The sequence below is a fragment of the Mucilaginibacter pineti genome (genome assembly GCF_900101875.1).
Classification (GTDB): Bacteria; Bacteroidota; Bacteroidia; order Sphingobacteriales; family Sphingobacteriaceae; genus Mucilaginibacter; species Mucilaginibacter pineti.
On the sequence record NZ_FNAI01000010.1, the window covers coordinates 164576 to 186633 of the forward strand.

19 protein-coding genes are annotated in these 22058 nt (G+C 40.4%); 11 read left to right on the forward strand and 8 right to left on the reverse strand.

Annotation, left to right across the window (positions count from 1 at the left end; genetic code table 11):
* Positions 1 to 163: 163 nt before the first annotated feature.
* Positions 164 to 1930 carry a DKNYY domain-containing protein gene (locus tag BLS59_RS20445; protein ID WP_091152058.1) on the forward strand — a complete coding sequence of 589 codons (1767 nt, stop codon included), beginning with the start codon at positions 164 to 166 and terminating at the stop codon, positions 1928 to 1930.
* Between the two features lie 233 nt (positions 1931 to 2163).
* A complete protein-coding gene (locus tag BLS59_RS20450) occupies positions 2164 to 2919 on the forward strand; it encodes a hypothetical protein (RefSeq protein WP_143014191.1) in 756 nt (251 codons plus the stop codon).
* A gap of 166 nt (positions 2920 to 3085) precedes the next feature.
* On the opposite strand, the gene BLS59_RS20455 is transcribed toward BLS59_RS20450, so the two are convergent.
* The 4 genes from BLS59_RS20455 to BLS59_RS20470 form a co-directional block, all read right to left on the reverse strand.
* Positions 3086 to 4012, reverse strand: coding sequence for a hypothetical protein (locus BLS59_RS20455; RefSeq protein ID WP_091152062.1), 927 nt, complete (start codon positions 4010 to 4012; stop codon positions 3086 to 3088).
* Positions 4013 to 4403: 391 nt separating this feature from the next.
* Complete coding sequence (locus BLS59_RS20460; protein ID WP_091152064.1) at positions 4404 to 4811, reverse strand: hypothetical protein; 408 nt, start codon at positions 4809 to 4811, stop codon at positions 4404 to 4406.
* A gap of 162 nt (positions 4812 to 4973) precedes the next feature.
* Positions 4974 to 5387 (reverse strand): hypothetical protein, encoded by a 414-nt coding sequence (locus BLS59_RS20465; protein ID WP_091152066.1) that lies wholly within the window; start codon positions 5385 to 5387, stop codon positions 4974 to 4976.
* Between the two features lie 217 nt (positions 5388 to 5604).
* Positions 5605 to 6180, reverse strand: coding sequence for a hypothetical protein (locus BLS59_RS20470; protein WP_091152068.1), 576 nt, complete (start codon positions 6178 to 6180; stop codon positions 5605 to 5607).
* A 67-nt stretch (positions 6181 to 6247) separates the two neighbouring features.
* Here BLS59_RS20470 and BLS59_RS20475 point away from each other — a divergent pair, with 67 nt between their 5' ends.
* Both BLS59_RS20475 and BLS59_RS20480 read left to right on the forward strand, forming a co-directional pair.
* Positions 6248 to 7777, forward strand: coding sequence for a rhomboid family intramembrane serine protease (locus BLS59_RS20475; protein ID WP_091152070.1), 1530 nt, complete (start codon positions 6248 to 6250; stop codon positions 7775 to 7777).
* A 163-nt stretch (positions 7778 to 7940) separates the two neighbouring features.
* Entirely contained in the window at positions 7941 to 8996 is a 1056-nt protein-coding gene (locus BLS59_RS20480) for a hypothetical protein (protein ID WP_091152072.1), read from the forward strand.
* Positions 8997 to 9308: 312 nt separating this feature from the next.
* Here the strand turns inward: BLS59_RS20480 and BLS59_RS20485 are convergent, their stop codons facing one another.
* Positions 9309 to 9815, reverse strand: coding sequence for a hypothetical protein (locus tag BLS59_RS20485; RefSeq protein WP_143014192.1), 507 nt, complete (start codon positions 9813 to 9815; stop codon positions 9309 to 9311).
* A gap of 147 nt (positions 9816 to 9962) precedes the next feature.
* Here BLS59_RS20485 and BLS59_RS20490 point away from each other — a divergent pair, with 147 nt between their 5' ends.
* Positions 9963 to 11147: a hypothetical protein gene (locus BLS59_RS20490; RefSeq protein WP_091152076.1), complete on the forward strand. Its 1185-nt coding sequence runs from the start codon at positions 9963 to 9965 to the stop codon at positions 11145 to 11147.
* 68 nt (positions 11148 to 11215) lie between these two features.
* On the opposite strand, the gene BLS59_RS20495 is transcribed toward BLS59_RS20490, so the two are convergent.
* The 3 genes from BLS59_RS20495 to BLS59_RS20505 all read right to left on the reverse strand — a co-directional run bounded on the left by BLS59_RS20495 (position 11216) and on the right by BLS59_RS20505 (position 13084).
* A complete protein-coding gene (locus BLS59_RS20495; RefSeq protein ID WP_091152078.1) occupies positions 11216 to 11488 on the reverse strand; it encodes a hypothetical protein in 273 nt (90 codons plus the stop codon).
* Between the two features lie 269 nt (positions 11489 to 11757).
* Positions 11758 to 12174 carry a hypothetical protein gene (locus tag BLS59_RS20500; protein ID WP_091152080.1) on the reverse strand — a complete coding sequence of 139 codons (417 nt, stop codon included), beginning with the start codon at positions 12172 to 12174 and terminating at the stop codon, positions 11758 to 11760.
* A 73-nt stretch (positions 12175 to 12247) separates the two neighbouring features.
* Positions 12248 to 13084, reverse strand: a complete 837-nt coding sequence (locus tag BLS59_RS20505; protein ID WP_091152082.1) for an RteC domain-containing protein — start codon at positions 13082 to 13084, stop codon at positions 12248 to 12250.
* A 661-nt stretch (positions 13085 to 13745) separates the two neighbouring features.
* Between BLS59_RS20505 and BLS59_RS20515 the strand changes: the two genes are divergently transcribed.
* From BLS59_RS20515 to BLS59_RS20540, 6 genes are all read left to right on the forward strand, one after another.
* Positions 13746 to 14186, forward strand: a complete 441-nt coding sequence (locus BLS59_RS20515; RefSeq protein ID WP_091152085.1) for a hypothetical protein — start codon at positions 13746 to 13748, stop codon at positions 14184 to 14186.
* A gap of 257 nt (positions 14187 to 14443) precedes the next feature.
* Positions 14444 to 14722, forward strand: a complete 279-nt coding sequence (locus tag BLS59_RS20520; protein ID WP_240315299.1) for a DUF4134 domain-containing protein — start codon at positions 14444 to 14446, stop codon at positions 14720 to 14722.
* Between the two features lie 8 nt (positions 14723 to 14730).
* Positions 14731 to 15180 (forward strand): hypothetical protein, encoded by a 450-nt coding sequence (locus BLS59_RS20525; RefSeq protein ID WP_143014193.1) that lies wholly within the window; start codon positions 14731 to 14733, stop codon positions 15178 to 15180.
* A 29-nt stretch (positions 15181 to 15209) separates the two neighbouring features.
* Positions 15210 to 15638, forward strand: coding sequence for a hypothetical protein (locus BLS59_RS20530; RefSeq protein ID WP_091152091.1), 429 nt, complete (start codon positions 15210 to 15212; stop codon positions 15636 to 15638).
* A gap of 37 nt (positions 15639 to 15675) precedes the next feature.
* Positions 15676 to 21231, forward strand: a complete 5556-nt coding sequence (locus tag BLS59_RS20535) for a helicase-related protein (protein WP_091152093.1) — start codon at positions 15676 to 15678, stop codon at positions 21229 to 21231.
* Positions 21232 to 21242: 11 nt separating this feature from the next.
* Positions 21243 to 22052: a Rossmann-fold NAD(P)-binding domain-containing protein gene (locus BLS59_RS20540; protein WP_091152095.1), complete on the forward strand. Its 810-nt coding sequence runs from the start codon at positions 21243 to 21245 to the stop codon at positions 22050 to 22052.
* Positions 22053 to 22058: the final 6 nt, after the last annotated feature.

Consider the following 22058-nt stretch of genomic DNA (forward strand, 5'->3'; position numbering starts at 1 on the left):
TTCGTGAAATTGAAATCATATTCGTGGCTATTTTCACCCTCAATTTTCAGGGTTTAAACATTCTACGCATCATGTTGTTTCTATCCAATAAAAACTCTAATGCCTGACAAAAAACGCGATTGGAAAAGCTCTGTTTTTTCTTCCCTTATCAATAACCTAAAAGATGAACGTAAGTATTATTAAGCGCGTCGGGATAACAGCAGTCATTGTTTTCCTAGTATTTATATTGGCATTTACGGTATTTATCCTCTTTGCAGAAACCAAGGGGCCTGATAGTAACACAATAGACAACACAGGACAGAAAATAGGTGGGATATTTGTCCGGTATCAAAATCAGGTATATGCATCCGTACCAAGTAATGGATATTATCTGATCAAAGAGGCTGATGCCAATAGCTTCAGGCTAATTGACGACAGCTACCAGAACCATCAGTTCGGTGTAGATAAAAATCACGCTTACTGCGGCAACCTCGTTATTAAAGATTTCAATCCTGCTACTGCCAAAGCAATTGGCAATGATTATTTTACTGATGGTAAGCAAACCTGCTACTGCGCGTCGTTGAGTGTAAGAAATGCGGACTTATCAATTTTTTCAGAATTAAGCCAGCAAAGTTTATATGGTCTTGGGATAGGAGATAAGCCACAGACTTATATTTACCCGCTCACTAAACTTGAGCCCGGATCAGCTCCTTATCACGCCATCCTGAAAACGGAAGTTGTGACTAACGGAACCTTATCTTACTACCAAGGTAAAATTCTTCCTCAAACCCACGCTACAGGCCTCAGGCAGATTTCAGAATTGTACAATGATGGCGATGTTCGTGAAAGTCAAAATTATCTGGCGGATGGCCAAAATGTATATTATAAAACTACCAGGTTGCCAATTCAGGATCATCCGGATTTGCATGCCATTGTTATTGATGCCCAAAACCAGGAGAATTACCTCATAGATCCTAAGCAAGGCATGGTATATGTGAATGATATGCCTTTCGATAAGCAGTACAGCCCTTATCACGCACTGTCTCTAAACGGAGGACACGTTTATCATTCTTTATTTTTAAGCAAGGGTGGCATCTTTTACTTTGAGAAGCAGAAAAAGGAGGTTTTGAGGATCAAGGAAAATCCTTTTAATAGTGGCGGTTTCAAGGAAATTGCACCACTTATTTTTTCAGACGATCATCAAATACTGTACACAGAAGCCAGTCAGGTTTGGGGTGGCAATAAAAGTCCGGGACTTAAATCCGAGTCCACCCATATTTATAGATTGGATGAACCCTCAACAGGAAACTGGCAAAAAATCGGAATGGTTGATGGTAACTCCGGTTCGGTCTGGAAAAATGGAAACACCTATTACTACTTTGACCAGCTTGGTAATTCTCAACTGATCCCTCATTCCATTTACCGCATTACTGATCAGGCTACGGTTAATGCTTTGCTTGCCACGCAAATCCGGACAGATGACATTCGAAAGCTTGTCCATACGGATCACCTGGCAGAAGTTAAACGTACTGAATTGGTTGAAGTAAAGACGAAGTTCTCAAACGGTTATGGCTGGGCAATATGGATTCTTTTAGCTGCCTTTTTAGCTGTTCAACTCATTCTATGGATATTGAGGAAATTAGGTGTCAATATAAAGCCTTTTAGCATCAGGGATCAGCACCTTAAAGTGAACAGCGTTTTTGGAGGGTCTTATGCCTTGTCAGATATTGCTATGGTTGTTTTTTCCATCGAAACTGCTGTCGAGCAAATGGGCTATACAGGATGTTTTCGAATTCAGACCAAAGATGGAAAGTTATCCCGTAAATATATGTTTGCTACTCAAATTAAGTTAACCGGAGATACCAGACAAGCATTGGAACTTTATATTGCCGACCTGCAAAACATGCTGAAGGAATACCAAATCGGGAGTATACTAAAAAACGGATTGTAGTTGAACAGGGAAATAGCAATTTGCACCATTGGTGAGAGAAGTTATCCGAAGTAGCAACCACATTAAAAGTAATATATGTATATCACTGTGGTAAATGAGCTATCTATTACTCCTGTTTCAATATGGTTGGTTTAAGCATTAAAGAATGAGAAGGATATTTCAAAAAGAAAGTGAATCAACCGAAATCCAAAAGATAACCGATCCGACAAATTATAATTGCCTAAATTAATGTAATGAATATAACCCGTTTCATAAAAATTGTTTCCGCAATTTGTATATGTGCCATCTGTTTTATCTTCATACCGAATTTGATCGGTTCTGATTTCTATGGACTACAAATGACCTTCTATGGTATTTTCAGCATCATACTGATCTTTATTTTTTACAAATTATTCGGGGCAATTCTGAGAAAAGACCGGAGCAGCTTACCTGTTTATGATTATCGTAAAGAGAAATTCCAGGATATTTTGATCTCACCTTCAAGGGTTATTTTTTTCAGTATGGTACTGATCTTATTTCCTGTGGGCGTGCTTGCCTTTTTTATTTATTCTGGTTTTTTGCAGAGATTTAAATGGACCAGCCCTGAAAGTTACCCGCCATTGCTTTCCATTCTTATTCTGGGTTTTGTTCTTTATAAGGGTGTCCGCTTATGGATGAGGCGAAATGAAGTCGTGCAATTGAGGTTTACTACTGCCGGTATTGAATATATGCCAGTCGATATAAGTGGAGTCGGGCGCGGGCGGGGCGCTTCCATTGTTACAATGTATTTCAAGACAAAAATGGTTTTCTTGAATTACAATGACATGGATGCGATTGCAATTGATAAAAATGCATGGAGGGGAGATATGATCCGAATTACAACAATATCTAAGGGAGTGATTTTTTTGCCATTCCTCCCCAATGACGATGACCAGCTTGACGCTGTATACGGAACATTCGTGGAACGATGGAGCCAAGTTAAGAGTCGCAATGATGATGCCCGCTTCTAAACCCTGGCAGGCATAAGCTTCAAGTTGGTTTTATCAAGTCATTGATAGATCGTGCTTTTGATTTCAGACCATTAGTGCCCTTCTTTTTCTACATCGGCGTCATACTTTTGCCTTACATCATTGTCATCAAATATCAGCTTAACTTAAATATCGGCGTTTTGGCTGTCTAAATGATAAATAGTATAAAAAAGGTTACCATTATAACACCGCAGTAGATCTTCCAGAACAAATTGTTGCCCCTCTTTATACCAACACCCATCATTAAAAAGACGGTGGACGAGATAAAAGACGGAAATAGATAGTCCATTATATTATACTTATCAAAAACATAATTGTAGAGGTCGTAAAGGAAAAGCCAATTGCTGTTCTCGTTAACGGCATGTAGGTATACGTAAGGTAAGGTAACATCCGATGTTTTCAACTTGTGCAAATCAACATCTTCCATGTACCAGGAGAATTTCCGTTGATCTGCAGGTTTAAGGTCTTGCTTCAAGTTGTACGGGTAACCTTGCGAAGGTTTTCTATAAATTTCATCCCCGATGTTTAGTGCTACAAAACGGCTTACGCCCTGATATTCGCGCTCAAAACTCACCTTGAATTCCTGCAATTGAAATTTGTATATGGCGGGCGAACGTGCACCACGGCTCCGCTTTGAAAATGCTGTTACCGTGCCGGTCTGTTCGACCAAGTTCTTCTTTTGATCAATGAACAGATAGGTTAGCACAGATAAAAAAACAAAGGGTATCAATATGGCTAAAGTTAAAGTTAACCGATAATTTGTGAGTAGGGATAAAACGTAGATTAGCTTTTTAACTTCACCATTTAATATTGCCTCTCCCGAGTCGTATGAATGCTGGACGTATGTTATTTGTCGCACCGTGCCGATCAGGAAGCTTTTCTGGCCGTCATCGGCTGTGACCCAAATGTAAATGTTCTTTCCAGCCAAATGCTTTTGGTCAGACAGGAAAGGATCATTTGATTTTAGCGGCAAATTATAAGAAAAGCTATTTCCCACGAGTTGCTGTAATTGAAGGGGGCCGTGATCCTTAAGTACCTTATTACCAACCTTGATCTTTGAATTTGTGATCTCCATGACTTATTGAAACTGTTATATTTTTAGATTGATAAACAATTGCCCCAAATAAAATCCCGCTTGCTGAATAGAAAAATAGATGATAAGCCTCTTTATGTTCATTGAGTTAGGTAAATGCCATTTTAGATGTGATCTTTCTGCCATTTTATATGAAAACCGGCAAGCGTATTAATTTGTGGCAAATGTGATGCTTATTCTCTTCCAATTCCTGCTCATTCAGATATTTCTACATTTACGAAACAATAATATACAAGATTACTTTTTAGTTTTAGTGGGCAACAATATAATCATACTGTAATTCCATCAACTTCCTTTTATAAAGGTCATATCGCTTTCAATTATTCCTACGTCTTCTAAATCGGCAATGTCCTTCTTTTCTGCATCATGCCCATTAAACACCCGTAATCAGCTTTAAAATCCCATGAGGTCTGGCATGAAAGGCCGGGACAAAGTTGCCATGAGGCGCAGCAGATTCTTCAGGGGGCTTATCGTCGTTCAATATTTCAGCTAGGATAGAATTAATCACATCTGCATTGGTTAAATAGTAGGCTAATTCATCATTTGCCAGAAAATCCCTAACCCTCTGAGCTGAAGTTAAAGGTAGCAAGTCGATCAACTGTTTGACAAAAGGATGATTTAAGTTGCGTAAGTTTATTCTGGTTACTGCGATCTTTAGTTTGATTAAAAACTTTAATATTTCTTCCTTGTTAAATTCTGAGATTTTGACTAAACTCTTTGGTGGAACAGGCTGTTCATAGAAAAGTGAGTATATAAGAATGGTTTGATTTGGTTGTTCCATGATTAAAGGGTTGGGCTGAAACCTAAAGATAAAAGTTTTAGTTAGAATGGGCACCCATACGGATTTTCAAGGCTTTATGGCTTTCAGATCCTTGGTAATTAACCCTATTTATTGATCCTTGTAACGATTTTGAGAATCTACTTACTTAATCATAGCTAGCAATTAATCCTTTTCTCTTATAAACAATATCTCCTCAACGAATTTTTTATCCTTGGTGTTCATCTCCCGACAACGGTACAAAAGTGTGTTTCCTTTTCTTACGATTTCGCAATAAGGGGAACGGAGATCAGTTTTATCCTCAGGCATTACCAGCTTGCTATTCATGACAAATGCTTTATAAGCATCAATGGTGTTATTGTCCTGGCTCCACTTACCATGCCAGTCATTTATCGTGGCATAATCCTGCGTGTCAAAAGAAATAGTGAGGTGCCGTTTCGCTTTTTTATTGACCCAGCTTCCTTCAAATAATTTCCTCGCGACTTTAATCTCTGCTTTGGTTTGGGCAAACGAATTATTACCCCAAAAAATGAAGTAGCTAAAAATTCCAATGGTGATGTACTTTGCTATTCTATTCATTCACGTTGATTATAATGGTTCACTTGTCGCATTTACATACCAATCTAACGCTAAGGTAGCTATCCAGTTTTTACCGAATCCGGGTAAAGGAAGTAAGCTGTTGTTTGGTAAAGAAACAACTGTCATATAATAAGTGATTTGAAAATAGGTTTATAAATAACCCTTTCAAAACCATTTTTGTTGAACGAGAGATATTTCTTTCTATATCCAATTATATTCATGCGAATATTTGTGGCGCCAGAAACCCTGCCACCAAACCGCCGATCATACAAAAGGCTGATAATACAAAAAGTGGAATAGCTGCGATCATATAATATACCGGGCGGCTTTCACGTACCTGGATAAAGTATTGGCTATAATCAACTGGTTTGGCAGGAAATAAGCTAAGTGCTATTTTTTCAAATACTGAAACGCTCGAACCCTCTACAATCGTCAAACGATAGGTACCGCTTTGAGCGGAGAACCTGTTCATTTCCATCCGGGCGGTGCTCATTCCATTGAGATGAGGACTGAAAAAAGATCTAGGTAAGGACACGTTTTCTCCCGATGGTACTTTGTTGATTTGAAGTTTAAATTTATCTACCGGCGTGCGCCTGAACAGTTGCCCCTTTTGCCAAATGGCATATACTCCGGGCCTGATGATATCAAATACCACATCCTTTTGAGTGAAAGGAATTTCCGTGATCACTTCGCCGCTAAAAACACCCTTCAGCATACGGATGGTTTTGACCAGGATAAATATGCCGATGGGAACCAGGCAAAAGAATAGCACGCGAAGTAGCATAAGGTTCATGTTTTGAATATTTATTTACTAATAACAGTTCAAATGCGTTTTGTTCAATGTTTACCCAGGTAATGGTATGAACGGTAAACTAGTAGCAGTAAACAAAAGCTTTCCAGGGCTGTATTATTATTACCTTTCCTTAAACCATATGGCAAAATTCGAACAAGACTTTCCAATAACCGGGCTTTCCAAAAAGCAATTTTTGGTAATCGCTTTTGAAACCATTAAATATCTCGGCTGGCGCATCCGGTTTGTATCTGATGCCGGTGTGATTGCCTATACCCAAAACAGTGAGTATGCATGGAACGGCGAGATAACCGTTAAACTGGAGAGAGACAAGGCTAACGTCCAGTGCGTCCCGATTTCTAACATGGTGAGTGATGCTGGCCAAAGCGAGCATACGGTTTCCCAATATATCGCTGCTTTTGAAAAGATGAAGTCTGCTATTACGGAAGATGAAATAAGCGAAAAATATAAAGTTTATAAGAAAGATTTTGTGCCGCCTTATGAGGATACCTTAAAGCCCAATATCAGGCCTAAGTATAGTTTTTCCGGTGGGTATTTATCGCTTTTTAAACCAGCCGAAGGATATTTTGTAACGCCCATCCTAATAGACCTGAATATTTTAATATTTCTGGCCATGTTGTTCACGGGTGTGTCCTTTTTCGAGCCTAGCGCCGCAAGTATGATCCGCGGGGGCGCTAATGCAACGGTGGCAACGCCTAACGGCCAGTGGTGGCGTCTCATAACTAACTGCTTTATCCATTTTGGATTTTTCCACCTGTTGATGAATATGTATGCCCTTGTTTTTGTCGGACTGTTTTTGGAGCCGTTTCTGGGCAAAGCAAAATTTATCATTGCTTACATGCTTTCGGGTATCATTGCAAGCCTGGCCAGCCTTTGGTGGCACGATCACACGGTTAGTGCCGGGGCATCGGGGGCCATCTTCGGGATGTATGGCGTCTTTCTTGCGCTATTATCAACCAACCATATTGAACGAGGGATGCGTAAAGGGCTGTTGATTAATATAGGCATATTTGTAGTTTATAACCTCGCTTATGGAAGTTTTAAAGGGGGAATTGACAATGCAGCGCATATCGGTGGCCTCGTTAGCGGTTTGATTATGGGGTATGCCTTTATGCCATCTTTGCGACAACCGGATAACGTTAAGAGACAATGGCTAGCCCTGCTTTCCGTATCTATTGTTGCCATCTGTTTGGTGACCATCGCATGTTTAAACCTGCGTCAAAGTGACCGGTTTATATATGAAAATAGGATCGCTGAATTTAATCAGATTGAAGACAGCGCCTTAACTGCATTAAAAGATACCGACTATAAGCCGGACGAAACACTGCTCGAAGAACTTCAACAAGGCCTTATTTATTGGACTAAGGGTATTAGTCTTGCTAAGGAACTGGATCATCTGAAACTATCAGATAGGTTACATCGACGCAACCGGTTATTGATTCAATATTGCCAGCTGAGGATAGCAAGTTATCAGTTAATGGAACAAAATATTAAACTGGGAAAAGGACACGTCACACCAGAATTAAAACAGATCAACCAGCAAATCACATCAACTATTCACCAGTTGCCATCTAGGTAGAGAAGCCTGTGGCTAAGGTTCAATCGTATGGTCAGAATTATTTAAACATGAAAGCGCTTATTTTTAAATAACCTCCGAACAAATAATAGCTGTTAATGGTTAATTAATCCAATCTGTGAATTAAAACCGGGTGAACTAAACTTAAAATGCGATTACTTATCTAATGAAAAATAAGAAAACTTTTCTATCTTATCTTTTACCGCTTCTGTTTTTTACATTGGCTTCCTGTCATAAGAAAGATAACCCTGCCCCCAATCCACCTGCAAATTCCGACGTGGATGTCTATGCAGTAGGTAGTGACAGTTATGGTGCTAAGCTTTGGAAAAATGGCCAGGCTATCTCACTTCCCTCAGGTGTTGTTGCTACTGACATGTTAGTTGTCGGAAACGATATTTATATATCAGGCTATGGTTACACCGACCATGATACTTACGTTGCTAAATACTGGAAAAACGGTGTTGTAAAAGACCTTACTGATGGCTCCCAAAATGCATTCGCACAAAGCATTTTTGTAAAAGGTAATGATATTTATGCCGCAGGTAGGGAGCGACAGGCCAGCTCAGCCACTTATATCGCCAAATATTGGAAAAATGGTGTCGAGGTAAATCTAAGTGGCACTTCAGAAAATGCTTCCGTAAATGGCCTTACAATCGTTGGCAATGATGTTTATGCTATTGGCATGCATAATCAGGATGCACAATCACCCGTAGCTTGTTATTGGAAAAACGGTCACGTGACAGACCTCAGCACTACCAGCACCTATGCGGAGCGTCAGGCAATTGCCGTTTCAGGCAGCGATATTTACATGATGTGGTCCGAGAGCTATAACGATAGCGGTAAATCACAGGCCAGTTACAATAAGGATTTCGGCCCCGCCATTAAACTGAATGATGATGCCAGAGATTTTCAGGGTTATAGTATTTCGGCGAATGGGAGCGACATTTATGTTACGGGCACGGGAGTCAACCCTTCCAATGGGGTCTTACTTTCCAAATATTACAAGAATGGTTCGCCTGTAGTTGTAACAAATAACCCCAATGGTGATTTCGCTACCAATTTAACGGTTGACCGAACAGATGTTTATGTATCCGGCTGGACACAGGATGTGGAACCTGGAAAAGCCCCTACGGCCTGCTATTGGAAAAACGGTACAAGGGTATTATTAGGTGACGGCTCATCCCAATCTGCGGCAAACAAAATTATTGTTATTAGGAAATAGGGGATACGCGATCCATATTTTAGCCACCATAAAAAGGCCGATGTAAAAGCGCCAGCCCTTATAAACCCTATTGCCACGGAGTAATGAAGATATGATTTTTAGGACTTGATATGATATATCCTTTAACAAATTCCGTGTTTTGTTACTCTCCTGCCTATGTATTGGATTATTATATTCCCTGACTTTAGTCTTATGGAAAAGCACAAAGCGTCGAAGGCTTTATGTTATCCTCAGCTCAATGTCGCGTGCTCGGGGTACCGGAAAAAGATAACGGAAGCTTTTGAAGGATTGCGCAGCACGGAATTCAGCTATCTATTGTTCGAAAAGATCGAACCACCAATCTCCCCCTTTTATAAATAATATTAAGATGATAGCTGCCAGGAAAATGTAGAGTACGATTTGTTTTAATAATAACTTATTCTTTTGTGCTTTCTCAACTGGACGGCTTTTGTTCCGGAAAAACAGGACATACCTTAAAATAAAGAACACTAATGCGGTGACGATACCAGAAGGGATACCAATCAATAATACTAAAAACCCCATCCATGAATCCCATATAGAGTAGACAAATAAGGAGACAGCACAAAATATTGTACTCAGAAAAGTGAACAACAAGTATTGGAAGAAACGAGGGCCGGTAAGGCCGTAAAGAAGCAACAAGACCGAGCCCCCTAAGCTTACAAACAGCCAGTTGTAATCTGTTATATAGGACGCAGTAGAATGCATCAGGGGATAGATAACAAGGAGGTTTATAACAGCAGTTATGATTCCGGTTATAAGGATTACTTTTCTGGGTTTACTGTATTTAGTTATTTCCATAGGTTCATATTTAGGGGGACGATGCCTAACAATCGTATCCATTAACAGGCTTCACTGATTTTACAATATTAGTTATATATTTCCTTGCGCAAACAATTACGGGGGAGTTTGTTATTGTAATCAATAAACGATCACAAACAACATACTATGCGACAATTGCTTATTGTTTTTATGCTTTTTCCAATGCTTGGATATACCCAAAGAAACGAAACACAACAACTTTACTTAACTTCCGCAGGCGTTATCACAACACAAAAAAGTGAATTAAAATGCGTGCCAAATGATGACCTTTCGCATGGTTACACACATACTTACGATTGCAATGCAACAGACGGTAAGCTCATCAAACAGCTAAGCCTTGATATTCATGTGTCTCAGTCTATAAATAATAATCTGTATGCTGCTTATCGGAAGCACCAATCGGATTACGGAGAATACCTGCTCGGCGAGTTTAAAGATGGAAAACCCTATAATGGCTTTTTCAGGGCTTCCCGGGAAGAGGTGAATGAATGGCTGATGTTTGACTTTTATAAAAATGGAACATTGGTCAGCCAGGTCTACAATAACCTGCATAAGACAATAGCTGGCAAGGACACCCGGTTAAATTTCATTACGCTGGATGAGGAAGGTAATTTCGTAAATGGCAAACTTCAAAAGGGCATTGTCATAACACCGCTCCATATCAAAAAGGCAGCGGGAGAAATAGTGTCCTTCGTGGACAATTTCAAAACTGCTTATCTGATGATCGATCTTTACGCAGAAAACTATGGCGAATTTATAAAAGTGCTACCGATGACAGACGGTTTTTTGATATCCAGTATGGAAAGAAATAGTCTGAAGGTTACCTTTAATAAAGAAGGAAGGTCTTTGACCTACTTTGACAGCAATAAAAAGCAAGTCAATACGGTTACTATGGTACAGGCCGAGTTCACACAAAAAGATGGTATAGACCCAAAACGTTCTTATACCTACTTTGAAAAAGATGGCAAGCTTTATAGAGAACAGGTTAAAAATCCGGCAGCTCTTTCAGATAATCATGAGTATGATCTATTAAATTCGATAGCAAGTGCGCTTTATAGCAATGTGACACTTAATACAACTGATTTCGTGCAGATAATGGAGCAAGGCAGGCATAGTGTCGGTATCCTGGGGTATCACGCTATAGAAGATGGTAAAGAATACGGTTATGTATACCGGAAAGGAAATAAAGAAAACACGTACAGTTTAGACGTCTATCAGGATGGAAAAATTTATAAGCCCAACCTTTATAGCATAAGGGGTAAAACGCTAAGTGAATTGATCACTATTCTTAAATCTAAACCGATAGATTAATTAATTTACCAGAGAAAGCAATTGACAGGATTTTCGATAGCGGTGTAAAGCAACACGACAATACTTGGTTATTTCCAATCATAAGAAGCAAGCCTGACAATTATGTTTATGCTGGCTTCTGACAATTTAAATGAATGTTGAAGTTTTTCGTAGGCTATTTTCAATCCAATAGCCAAATCGCTATGATTCCAGTTTTCAAACGCTGTTGCCATTTTCCATATTGACTCAAAGTGTTTTTTTTCTTGGTCTGATAAAATTTCGGATTCAGATATTGAATTTAAAAGATCTGATGGGAACTGCAAATTTTTCAATTCAGCAATAAAAGTATCCAATTTGTGCATGATGTATTTAAGTTTGACTGGGGCGTGTTGAATGGCAAATAACGAAGACTTGACGAAAATGCATTACATCGTATCAGCGAGCGTAATGTAGAAAATTTGGCGGGCTAATAGAAAAGATTCGAAGATGATCATGGAAAAGCAACAAAAAAGCCGGTGCATTACACACCGGCCGCTATAAACCCTATCACCATGAAAAGTGCGAACCTATACCTACATTTTTACGTAGCAAAAGATTTAGAAGCATTTAAGAAGTGTTTAACTTTCTAATATCATTTCTTAATGGGCACAAAATGAATAATCGTTGTTACTTTTAAGGATGCATCATTTCCCCAATTCTCTATATGTCTCAACACAAGGCTATCTTTAGTTGAAATTATAATTCCCCATTTTCCTGTTTTGTAAAACGCCTTTGGGTTTTGGTAATACAGTACGCTATCTTCAATTTTATAACTATATCGTTGTGGTTTTCCATAACTAATTACCGATAAGCTATCCGGATCATCAAAATGTAATTCATCCATAACATCAAAGTGCTGTTTAATCTTATCACTGGAACTTGTACCGGTCTTATCCCAAGTTTTCACCGTCTCTTTAACTACACGCCATTTTTTATTCTTGATAAACCCTTCTTGAAAATTAGTGCAACCCATAAATAATAGTGCAAGCAATACTGAAATTCTAATCATAATCTAGTTTTTAACTCCTATAATTTGGCCGGCGCAATAGCACCGGCCTTTTAATTATTTCCCAATAAACCTATTAAACATCCAAGTCATCAAATCTGTTTCCTAATGAATCCCTTAAACTATCCAAATATGGTGTTCTGCTCTTTTTTCGAATACTCATGCCCAGAAAAACGGTGTACACATTGCCCAATTGCACATTAAAGAACTCTTCCATCTCTGCAACCAAAATCTTGATATTGCATTGCCCAAAGTTTACACTACCCCGCGAGTGGATCGCATAAATTAATTCGATTAAAGCAGATTTTGAATCTGTCCAGGTTAAACGTCTTTTCTTCTTTTGCTCGGCTATTGAAGCCGGAGATCTATCTGCATTCAATTGCGTAATTAAATGATCTCTTAGCCTTTCATGGGCTTGGATACCAGCTAATGTAGCGCTGTATGGGTTTGAAAATTTGGCATCCATATCCGAAGTCGATAAGGGCAATAAATTCATCTGTATCAACACATCACTGACGAAATAGTGTTTATCCATCGTTTTATCATCGGTTAAATAATAGCAATACAGATATTTATTCTCTTCAAAGAATGCCTGAATACGCATCAGGTATTGATTGATAAATTCCTTTTGAGATGCCTCTGAACCTACAGGCATCCTTGCTTCGATGTAATACAGTTTTTCAAAGAAGATTTGCTCGCTTTGAAAAGACGGCTTAATGATTTTAAAGAACTGAACTTCTTCCTCTAGGTCTTTGAATTTATAGGTGGCTATAAACGCTTTAAGCTTTCCTATTATTTCCTCAATTAAGTAAAATGACCTTTGAGCTTTTTGCAGATCATTTGCGGATGAGGTGGCTATTTTTTGCAATTCCAATTGCATTGAACTCATTAGCTCGTTAGTGTACTTTTCCATTATCCTCGCTGTTTGTTTGGTTTTCTAAATTGTTTAATTGATGTCATTTCGAAATGGACAGGGCAAACATAGAATCAACTTTTCATGGTAGCGATGGGTATTGAATGGATATAGACTTCAAGTAGTTAAAAAAGCGCTTGAAGTACTTCATGAAATCATGAAGTATGGGTGGTTTACAATAAATGCAGATTTAATTATCTGTTTTGAAAATTATTGTATGTGAAAAAAAAGTGTTTTTCAAAATTCACTTCTTTTTTCTTAGTGGGATGGTCTTTTGAATAAGTGCTGGAAATCTTTGATTAAGTGTAGCTGCATTTTAAGGATGAGCCTTTTAAAAAGATTGGGAATTCTTTTTTGCGAAACTTTATGATAAAAAGTTTAACTAATAAAAATTTATAAGGTGGCAAAACCTTATAGTTTTTATTGAAAAAATTACGTAAATAAATGTTGCCTGCATTTGTCGTAAAAAATGGCTGCAATTCCCTCTGGCCTTTACTTCAGAGCATTACGCAAACTATTTGAAAAATTAAAATACGATAAAATAAAAATTTCTTTAAGCTTATAAAAGGTATAGAGATCACGGTCGAAATCCGCTGCAATTTTGCTTCATCAACAAAGGGAAACGGTTCCCGAAAAATGAAACCAATAAAAAATTGCAGTCATGTTCAAATCAATTACCTGGTCAAATTATTATACCACAGTGTTCATACTGCTGGCTTTATGGTATGTCATTATCATACTGGTTTATTTCCGTAAAGAGTTTTTTAACCTCCTTAACGGTAAATACAATATCCCTACCCGGAGGAAAAAACAACAAACACCAGAAGAAGAAATACCGGAAGATCAAGAACACACTTTCGAGGAGCTCGAAAGAATTGTAGCCGACATCCGGCATAGCATATTCGAAGAGGCAGGCAACAATATCAGCAAGGATGAGCTGCTCACACAGCTCAAACAAAGACTGGTCAACTATGGCGGGTTACGCCAGCCTGCCTTTCGGGTAGCTATCAACAATTTTATAATCCAGTATGCAGAAAGTATTTGCGGGGTGGCGTTCAGTGAAGATGAGTTGAACGAGGCGTGGGAAACGCTGCCCCGCTAATTATTGGCTGGTAGTAGTGATTGTGATATGGGATGGTGGATTAGCTACCGGCCTTGTTTGCCCGCCCCCTGCCTTGAATGGCAGGGAGGCCAGGCAACAAAATATAGAATACCGGGCGTGCCGATGTGGGACGAAATGGGTGGTTGGAGCGCACGCCCCGGTATTTTTTTCAAGCGAAAGAATAATTAAACATAGTGGAAATGAGGAAAGTGAAGTTGGGGATTGAAAGATCATCCCGCAGGGCGAAGTATGCCCTAATGCTAACGGTTGCAATGGCCGTAGCCATGTATAGCAAAGCCCAGGATGGCAACGCCGGTATCGAAAAGGCGAACTCAATGGTTCGGGACTATTTTGGAAAGGGCACTGAGCTTATGTATGCCGTCGGCGCATTACTCGGACTGATTGGTGCGGTTAAAGTTTACCAGAAATGGAATTCAGGTGATCCGGATACCAGCAAGGTGGCGGCTGCATGGTTTGGCAGTTGTATTTTCCTTGTTGTGGTAGCAACGGTTATCAAAAGCTTCTTTGGTGTATAGTTATGGGCATGGAAAAATATATGGGCTATGAGGCAAAAGCACCGAAGCAAAGGCCCGAAAGGTTATTGCCAGAAATCAATATCGCGGAGACGTTATTTCATGTGGATATTGAAAAGCTTGAATTCCGGCAAGTAGGTGATCCATCCAACCGGATGCCGATCATCGGTGCCAAAGAAGAGATGGGATTTTCCCATTTCTTCTTTGATACCAAAACAAAAAACCTGTTTACCGGAGATACAAAAATGCCGGATGGCATACCAGGCCATGTTCGCATTGTATTGCTGCCGCCACTTAAAGAACTAGACCCAATTGGACTTGCAAGGCAACAGGGTTTACCTGATGAATTTCATAACAACAACAGGTCATTAAAAGAAAAAACAATTGTTTTTTCAAAAAAGAATGAGCCAAAGCCTCAGCAACAACCAGCCATTAAAAAGCCAAGGAGACAAAAGCTTTAGGCTATATCAAAAACAAAAAATACCAAGCGATGCATAACCTCTTGAAAGAAAAGCTCAAAGCTTACATACAGCAAAATAATCCGGAGTTGCTTATCCGCCTACAGGAAAGTTTTTCAGTAACAACCTATCTCGAAGACAAGGTAAGCAAGGTCATGCCAACCGTACTGCGCCTGCTCGATGAAAACAAACCGGGCTATGTAATAGAAGAATTAGCGATGGCCGAACTCACCGAAGAGCTGCGCCCATCACGCTTTAATTATCTGCAGGTGATACTTGAAGAAGACTTCCCTAAGGAATATGCGGCATTCAAATACGCTGGTGTGCTGACCTATGAAACGATCAATTTGACAGAAGCCTGTAAAGACCTGCTCGACAACTTCCCATTTACCGAAGACAGCGAAGAAGACCGCTTCCTGCGCTATGCCGTGATCGCAAAGATCAGCGATTACCTCAATTAACCAACAAGCCCTGTGCTGACAGAAAACCGAGAGAAAGATGGCTTACAATACACTTCAAAAATTAACCGGCAATATAGCCGCGATACGTATTGCACTTGCTTACAAGCAAGGCGAGAAGATCAGCGAGTCGGATAAATCGGCATTGCAAGCCTACGCAGGTTTTGGCGGTATTGCGCCTATCCTTTATCCCAATGGCCCGGTTGAAAGCTGGCAGGAAAACGGTGCCAGTGCAGCGGATCTGAAATTATACCATCCGATGATGGGCTTCCATGAATTGCTGCAAAATGAGCTTTCAGAAAAGGATTATAAAAGTACCATTGATTCCTTAAAGAATAGTCGGCTTACCGCTTTTTACACACCGGAGTTTGTACCACAAATTCTATTTCAAGCCTTAAAGCAACAGGGCATTTCGCCTAAACGTATTTATGAACCCAGCGCAGGTGCAGGCATCTTTGTAAGTGAAGCTGACAGAGCATTCCCTGACGCGGAAAGAATAACCGCTGTGGAAAAAGATGTAATCACCGGGAAGGTTTTACAGGCATCAAGCAGTCTCAACAAAGTAACTACCAAAGTACACATCAGCGGATTTGAAAATACAACTACCAATGATAATGGAACGCACGATTTAATTACCAGTAACATCCCATTCGGTAATTTTTCCGTTTACGACCCCACGATTAAAGAAGCCGGTTTAACGGGAAAAATACATAACTACTTTTTTGCAAAGGGGTTGGATAAGCTGGCTGATGGCGGGCTGATGGCGTACATCACAACGGATGGTTTTTTAAATAGCCCTTCCAACAAACCTGCACGCGAATATCTTTTCAATCACGCTGATTTTGTCAGCCTGGTGGTCATGCCGGATAATTTGATGAAAGAGACCGGGGGTACCGAAGCGCCTAACCATTTTCTTATTGTTCAAAAGAGGTGGGATAAAACTGCGCTGAATGAAAACGAGAAATTACTCATTGAGGCGATCCCGCAGAAGAATGAATCAGGCAGTTTTTTCCAGAACGCCTATATCGTAAATGCCTCAGATGGCATTATGATGGGTGAGGCTCAGGCAGGCACGAATCAATATGGTAAGGCACAACAACAAGTATGGCATCATGGTGATCTCGACCTGCTGCGTGAACCTTTGCTAACCCTATTAAATAAAGATTTTACAAGCAATTTTAAGGCGGACTTATTCCCCGCTTTCGAAATAGCGCAACAAATCATTACTGCTGATGAAAAGAAAAAATTTACTTTCCTTCCAGTGCCGGAAAGCAAACCGGTGGTAGCCCCGGTACAATTAGGGTTATTCGATACCACGCCCGTTGAAGATATCAATCGTTCGTTCGACTATATTGACGAGAATGATAGCCGCTATATTCAAAAACAAAGTGCAAGGATCATCAGCACTATTAAGACAGAAGATCAGCCCGACCACGAGAGTGTCTTGTTGCTTACCGCAAGAGCCATAAGGGGTAATTTTTATCTCTATAAACTAAAATCCAACGTTGAAGAATTAAAACTCAATGACCGTTGGATCAATGCTACCCAACTTTTAACTGAACTTAAGAACGTATCTGCTGACCTCCAGCAATTCGACCATACCTTTATTTATCAGGGAGACAGAAGCATGGAAGATAGTTTTGCCCTGAAAACTGCACCGGCCAAGTCGTTCCCAGATTTAAAACCGATTTACAAAAACGGCGCTCTGGTTGAATTTGGAGGAGCGATCGGCCTCTTATCCGAAATAGGAAAGGTAAGCGGCCAGGCGTTTTTTACTCCCTTGAATGATCAAAAGCACTTTGAGTTTTATAAGGCATATATCCCGTTGAGGGATAGCTATCTTGAACTTTTTAAGGCCGAAGCTGAGGATAGCATGAATATGAGCCATCATAAACTTCGTGACACCCTGAACGATGCTTATGAAAAGTTTGAAAAACAATTCGGGAAAATAAACCAACAAGCCAACCGCAGGCTTATCCTTTCGGATGAGGCTTTTGGCTTAAACGTCCTTTCTTCACTGGAAAGAAGGGAAAACAATACTTATGTCCAATCAGATATTTTTTCGGTTAACCTTAACCGGAATGAATTGGCATATTTCAGAACTGAAGAGCCATTGGAGGCGCTCGCCCATTGCCTGAATATTAAAGGGTATGTGGATACCGCTTTTATTGCTGAAATCACCAATACCAGCGAGCCACAGGCTATTGTTGGACTTGGCGACCATATCTACCAGAACCCGATCCATAACCGGTGGGAAACAAAAGACCAATTCCTGAGCGGAAACGTAGTAGCAAAGCTTGAACAGGTAACGATTATTGCGGAAGAACAACCTGCCATCCTTCAGTTTCAACGGAGCCTGGAAGCGCTGGCCGGTGTGCAGCCCGAAAAGATACCGTTCGAGTTACTCGATTTCAACTTGGGCGAACGCTGGATGCCGGTTTCTTACTTTGAACGGTTTGCAAAGGACCTTTTTGAAACCGATACAAAGATAAACTACTTGCCCTCTCTTGATACATTCAAGGTAACGCCGTCAAGGCGTAACGCAAAGATCGATGAACAATATGCCATCATGCCTAAATCCGGTAAAAAGATGTATGGCTACACGTTATTAGAAAACGCCCTTGAAAATACTGCCCCCTTTTTTACGTACGAGGTAGATATGGGCGATAAAAAAGTGCGCCTGCCCGATAATGAAGCCACCCAACTGGCACATCAAAAAATTGAAAGTATTCGTAGCGGCTTTATCGATTGGTTACAGGAGTTACCTGATGAAGACAAACAAAGGCTTGAAAAAATTTATAACGAAACCTTTAACTGTTACCGGTTAAGGGAATATAATGGTAGCCACCTGACATTCCCCGGACTGGACAGGGCTGCCCTTGGCATCAAGGATCTATATGATTCACAGAAAGATTCGGCATGGCGAATTGTTCAAAACCGTGGCGCCTTGGTAGATCATGAAGTCGGGCTTGGCAAGACCCTTACCATGATCGTTGCCTCACAGGAATTAAAAAGGCTCGGCATTGTCAACAAGCCGTCGATCCTTGCCTTGAAGGCAAACGTTGACCAGATCAGGGATACATTCCGTAAGGCTTATCCGGCGGCACGTATACTGGCACCCAATGAGAATGATTTCGAACCTGCCAAAAGGATACGCCTGTTCCATGAGATCAAAGCCAATAACTGGGACTGTATCATTTTGACCCATGACCAGTTCGGAAAAATCCCGCAATCTCCCGATATACAACAGCAGATCTTGGGAGATGAACTGAATAATATTGAAGCAGACCTGCAAACACTTAAAAGTCTTGGTGGGGATATTTCTAAAATGATGCTCAAAGGCTTGGAGATCCGTAAGGTCAACCTTATCGGTAAGCTAAAAGCGATTGAAGATGCTATTGAAAAGAAACAGGATTTGGGCATCAATTTTAGCGAAATGGGCATCGATCATTTATTTATCGATGAATCACACAAATTCAAAAACCTGACTTTCACCACACGACACAGTCGGGTGGCAGGTTTAGGCAATCAGGAAGGTAGCCAAAAAGCACTTAATATGCTTTTTGCCATACGCACCTTACAAGAGAAATTCGATGCAGATATGTGCGTATCATTTTTGAGTGGAACGCCGATCTCTAACAGCCTGACGGAACTATACTTGATCTTTAAGTACCTGCGTCCCAAAGAACTGGAACGCCAACGCATTGAAAACTTTGATGGATGGGCAGCTGTCTTCGCGCGAAAGACAACAGACTTTGAGTTTTCTGTAACCAATGAGATCATTGCTAAAGAGCGTTTCCGCCATTTTATTAAGGTGCCGGAACTGGCAATGTTTTACAACGAAATAACGGACTATAAAACCGCCAAACATATCAACCTGGATAAACCCGCTTTGGACGAGGTTTTGTTTAATATTAAACCAACGCCTGCACAACAGGAATTTATTCAAAAGCTGATGGTATTTGCCCGCACGGGTGATGCCGAGATACTTGGTAGGGAGAAGCTGACGGAATCGGAAGATAAAGCACGGATGCTGATTGCTACAAATTATGCCAAGAAGATGTCTGCTGACATGCGGCTCATCGACCCCGTTCAATATGGAGACCATCCGGATAGCAAAGTGAGTGTATGCGCAAGGAACGTGGCGGAGTGGTATGAAAAAAGTAAAATCCATAAAGGCACCCAGATCATCTTTTCCGATATCGGTACACCTAAGCCCGGTGCGTTCAATATCTATGATGCGCTGAAAGATAAGCTGGTACAGGATTTCAATATCCCCGCCAGCGAGATCACTTTTATCCATAACTGGACGGAAAAGAAAAAACCAGAACTGTTCCGCAAAATGAACCGCGGTGAGATACGTATCCTGATCGGTAGTACGGAAAAGGCCGGCACTGGGCTTAACGTACAAAACCGGATAGTAGCCATGCATCACATGGATATACCGTGGAAGCCATCGGAACTGGAGCAACGCAACGGACGGGGTGCGAGACAAGGCAATACTATTGCCAAAGAATTTTATGGCAACAAGGTCATGAACTTTATCTATGCGGTTGAACAATCGCTTGATAACTATAAGTTCAACCTGCTTAAAAACAAACAGCTTTTCATCTCGCAGATGAAAAACAATGAATTGAGTGTCCGGACTATTGATGAAGGTGCTATGGATGAAAAGAGCGGTATGAACTTCTCTGAATACATCGCCATTCTTAGCGGGGATACCTCACTGCTGGACAAAAGTAAACTGGAGAAGAAAGTAGCCGTACTGGAAAGCTTAAAAACGGCGCATTTCAGGGATGTTTCACGCAGCAGAACACAAATGGATCGGCTTATTTCAGGTAGGGAATACAATATTGATATACTAGACAAATTAACTCAGGATGAAAGCAGTTATAAAGCATTGCTTACCTACGAGAAAGACGGTGCTAAACAGAACCCCATTCAACTTATTGGTGTAAACAACGCAGACCCTGTAAAAATAGGCAAGCACATTATCGGCATGTACCAGAACTGGCAACCATCCGGTGGCATGGACAGATTGGAGGTCGGTAAGCTGTATGGTATGGATCTTTTTATTGTCCATCACAAAACCCTAAAAGGTTTTGATAAAAAAGAGAATGCCATCTATGATCGTTCCAATTCATTTTATGCCCAAAGCCCTGCAACCGGAATCGCTTATAATTACAATGATGGGGCGCCTAATATTGACAATCCCAAAATCGCAGCACGGCATTTTTTAAATGCTATTGACCGGGTAACCAGCATTAAAGAGCAATATCAGAAAAGAGTGGATGAAGCTAATGCGGAGATCCCTATGCTGGAAAAAGTGATTGAAAGGCCATTTGATAAAGAAGCTGAACTCCGTGAAATGAAAAGTGAGCTGTCCCTTTTAGAAAAAGAAATTGCTGCTAAGATCCTGGAGAAAAAAATGTTGGAAACCGGCACACCTCCTGATTCTTCCCAAACAAATACTGTATTAGAAATCGCACCAGCGGACAGTGAAAAAAAGGATGCCCTAATAGTGCCATTTGTGCAACAGGAAAAATCGATTCAAATTATTGAACGGCCGGTCAGGGCCAAAGGAATGGGACTTTAAAAAACAAGATTATGGAACAGGAACGCATATTACCAACACACATTATTTCAGGGACAACATTTATTATCGACGTTCAAAATGAGCAGTTAAGAGAGCTTGGACGGCCTGATAATATTATCAGCTTTAATGAAATGGCCTACAGCAGATCCGGCTATCGTTTTGATTTCAACAAGGAATTAAAAAACATACCGGTCTCTTTTGTCAACGGGTATGAAACTATCCACTTGCCCAATATGACAGAACTTGACCCATTGGGTATGGCCCAGAAATATGGGATAAGTGAAATAGAGATCATTCGTAAAAAAGACGTTGATATAATGGTCGATCAACAGCAATTAGCCCAACGGGAGCGAGGGCAATTACCGGTTATTGAAATTAAGGGACATCTATTTTATGTTGACCTTGTAATGGATTCACTGAGGCCTAAGGATGATTTTGCTACCGCCGGCATTCGGTTTAATGATATTGATGATTACTTTCTTGAAAGTAGTAACCACTATCGCATTCCTTATAACCCTGCAACACATTCATTTGAAGATCTCGATTACGAAAACATCAAGGCTATACCAAAGGGAATTATTATCGTGGATATTCCTTGGCAACAACATTTAGACCCGATCGCTTACGCAAGGATTCATGGCTTTGACAAGGATCAGATACTTCGGGAAAGCCCTATCCAATTGCACATGAAGGCGCATGAGGCATCATGGGATGATACGCCCATCAAGCAGATCATTGCCAAAAATTTAAAGCGGGATTTGGGCAGTGAACAAGAGCAATCCCCCGATAAACCCCAACGCAAAAGAGGCCGGGGATTATAAACTATT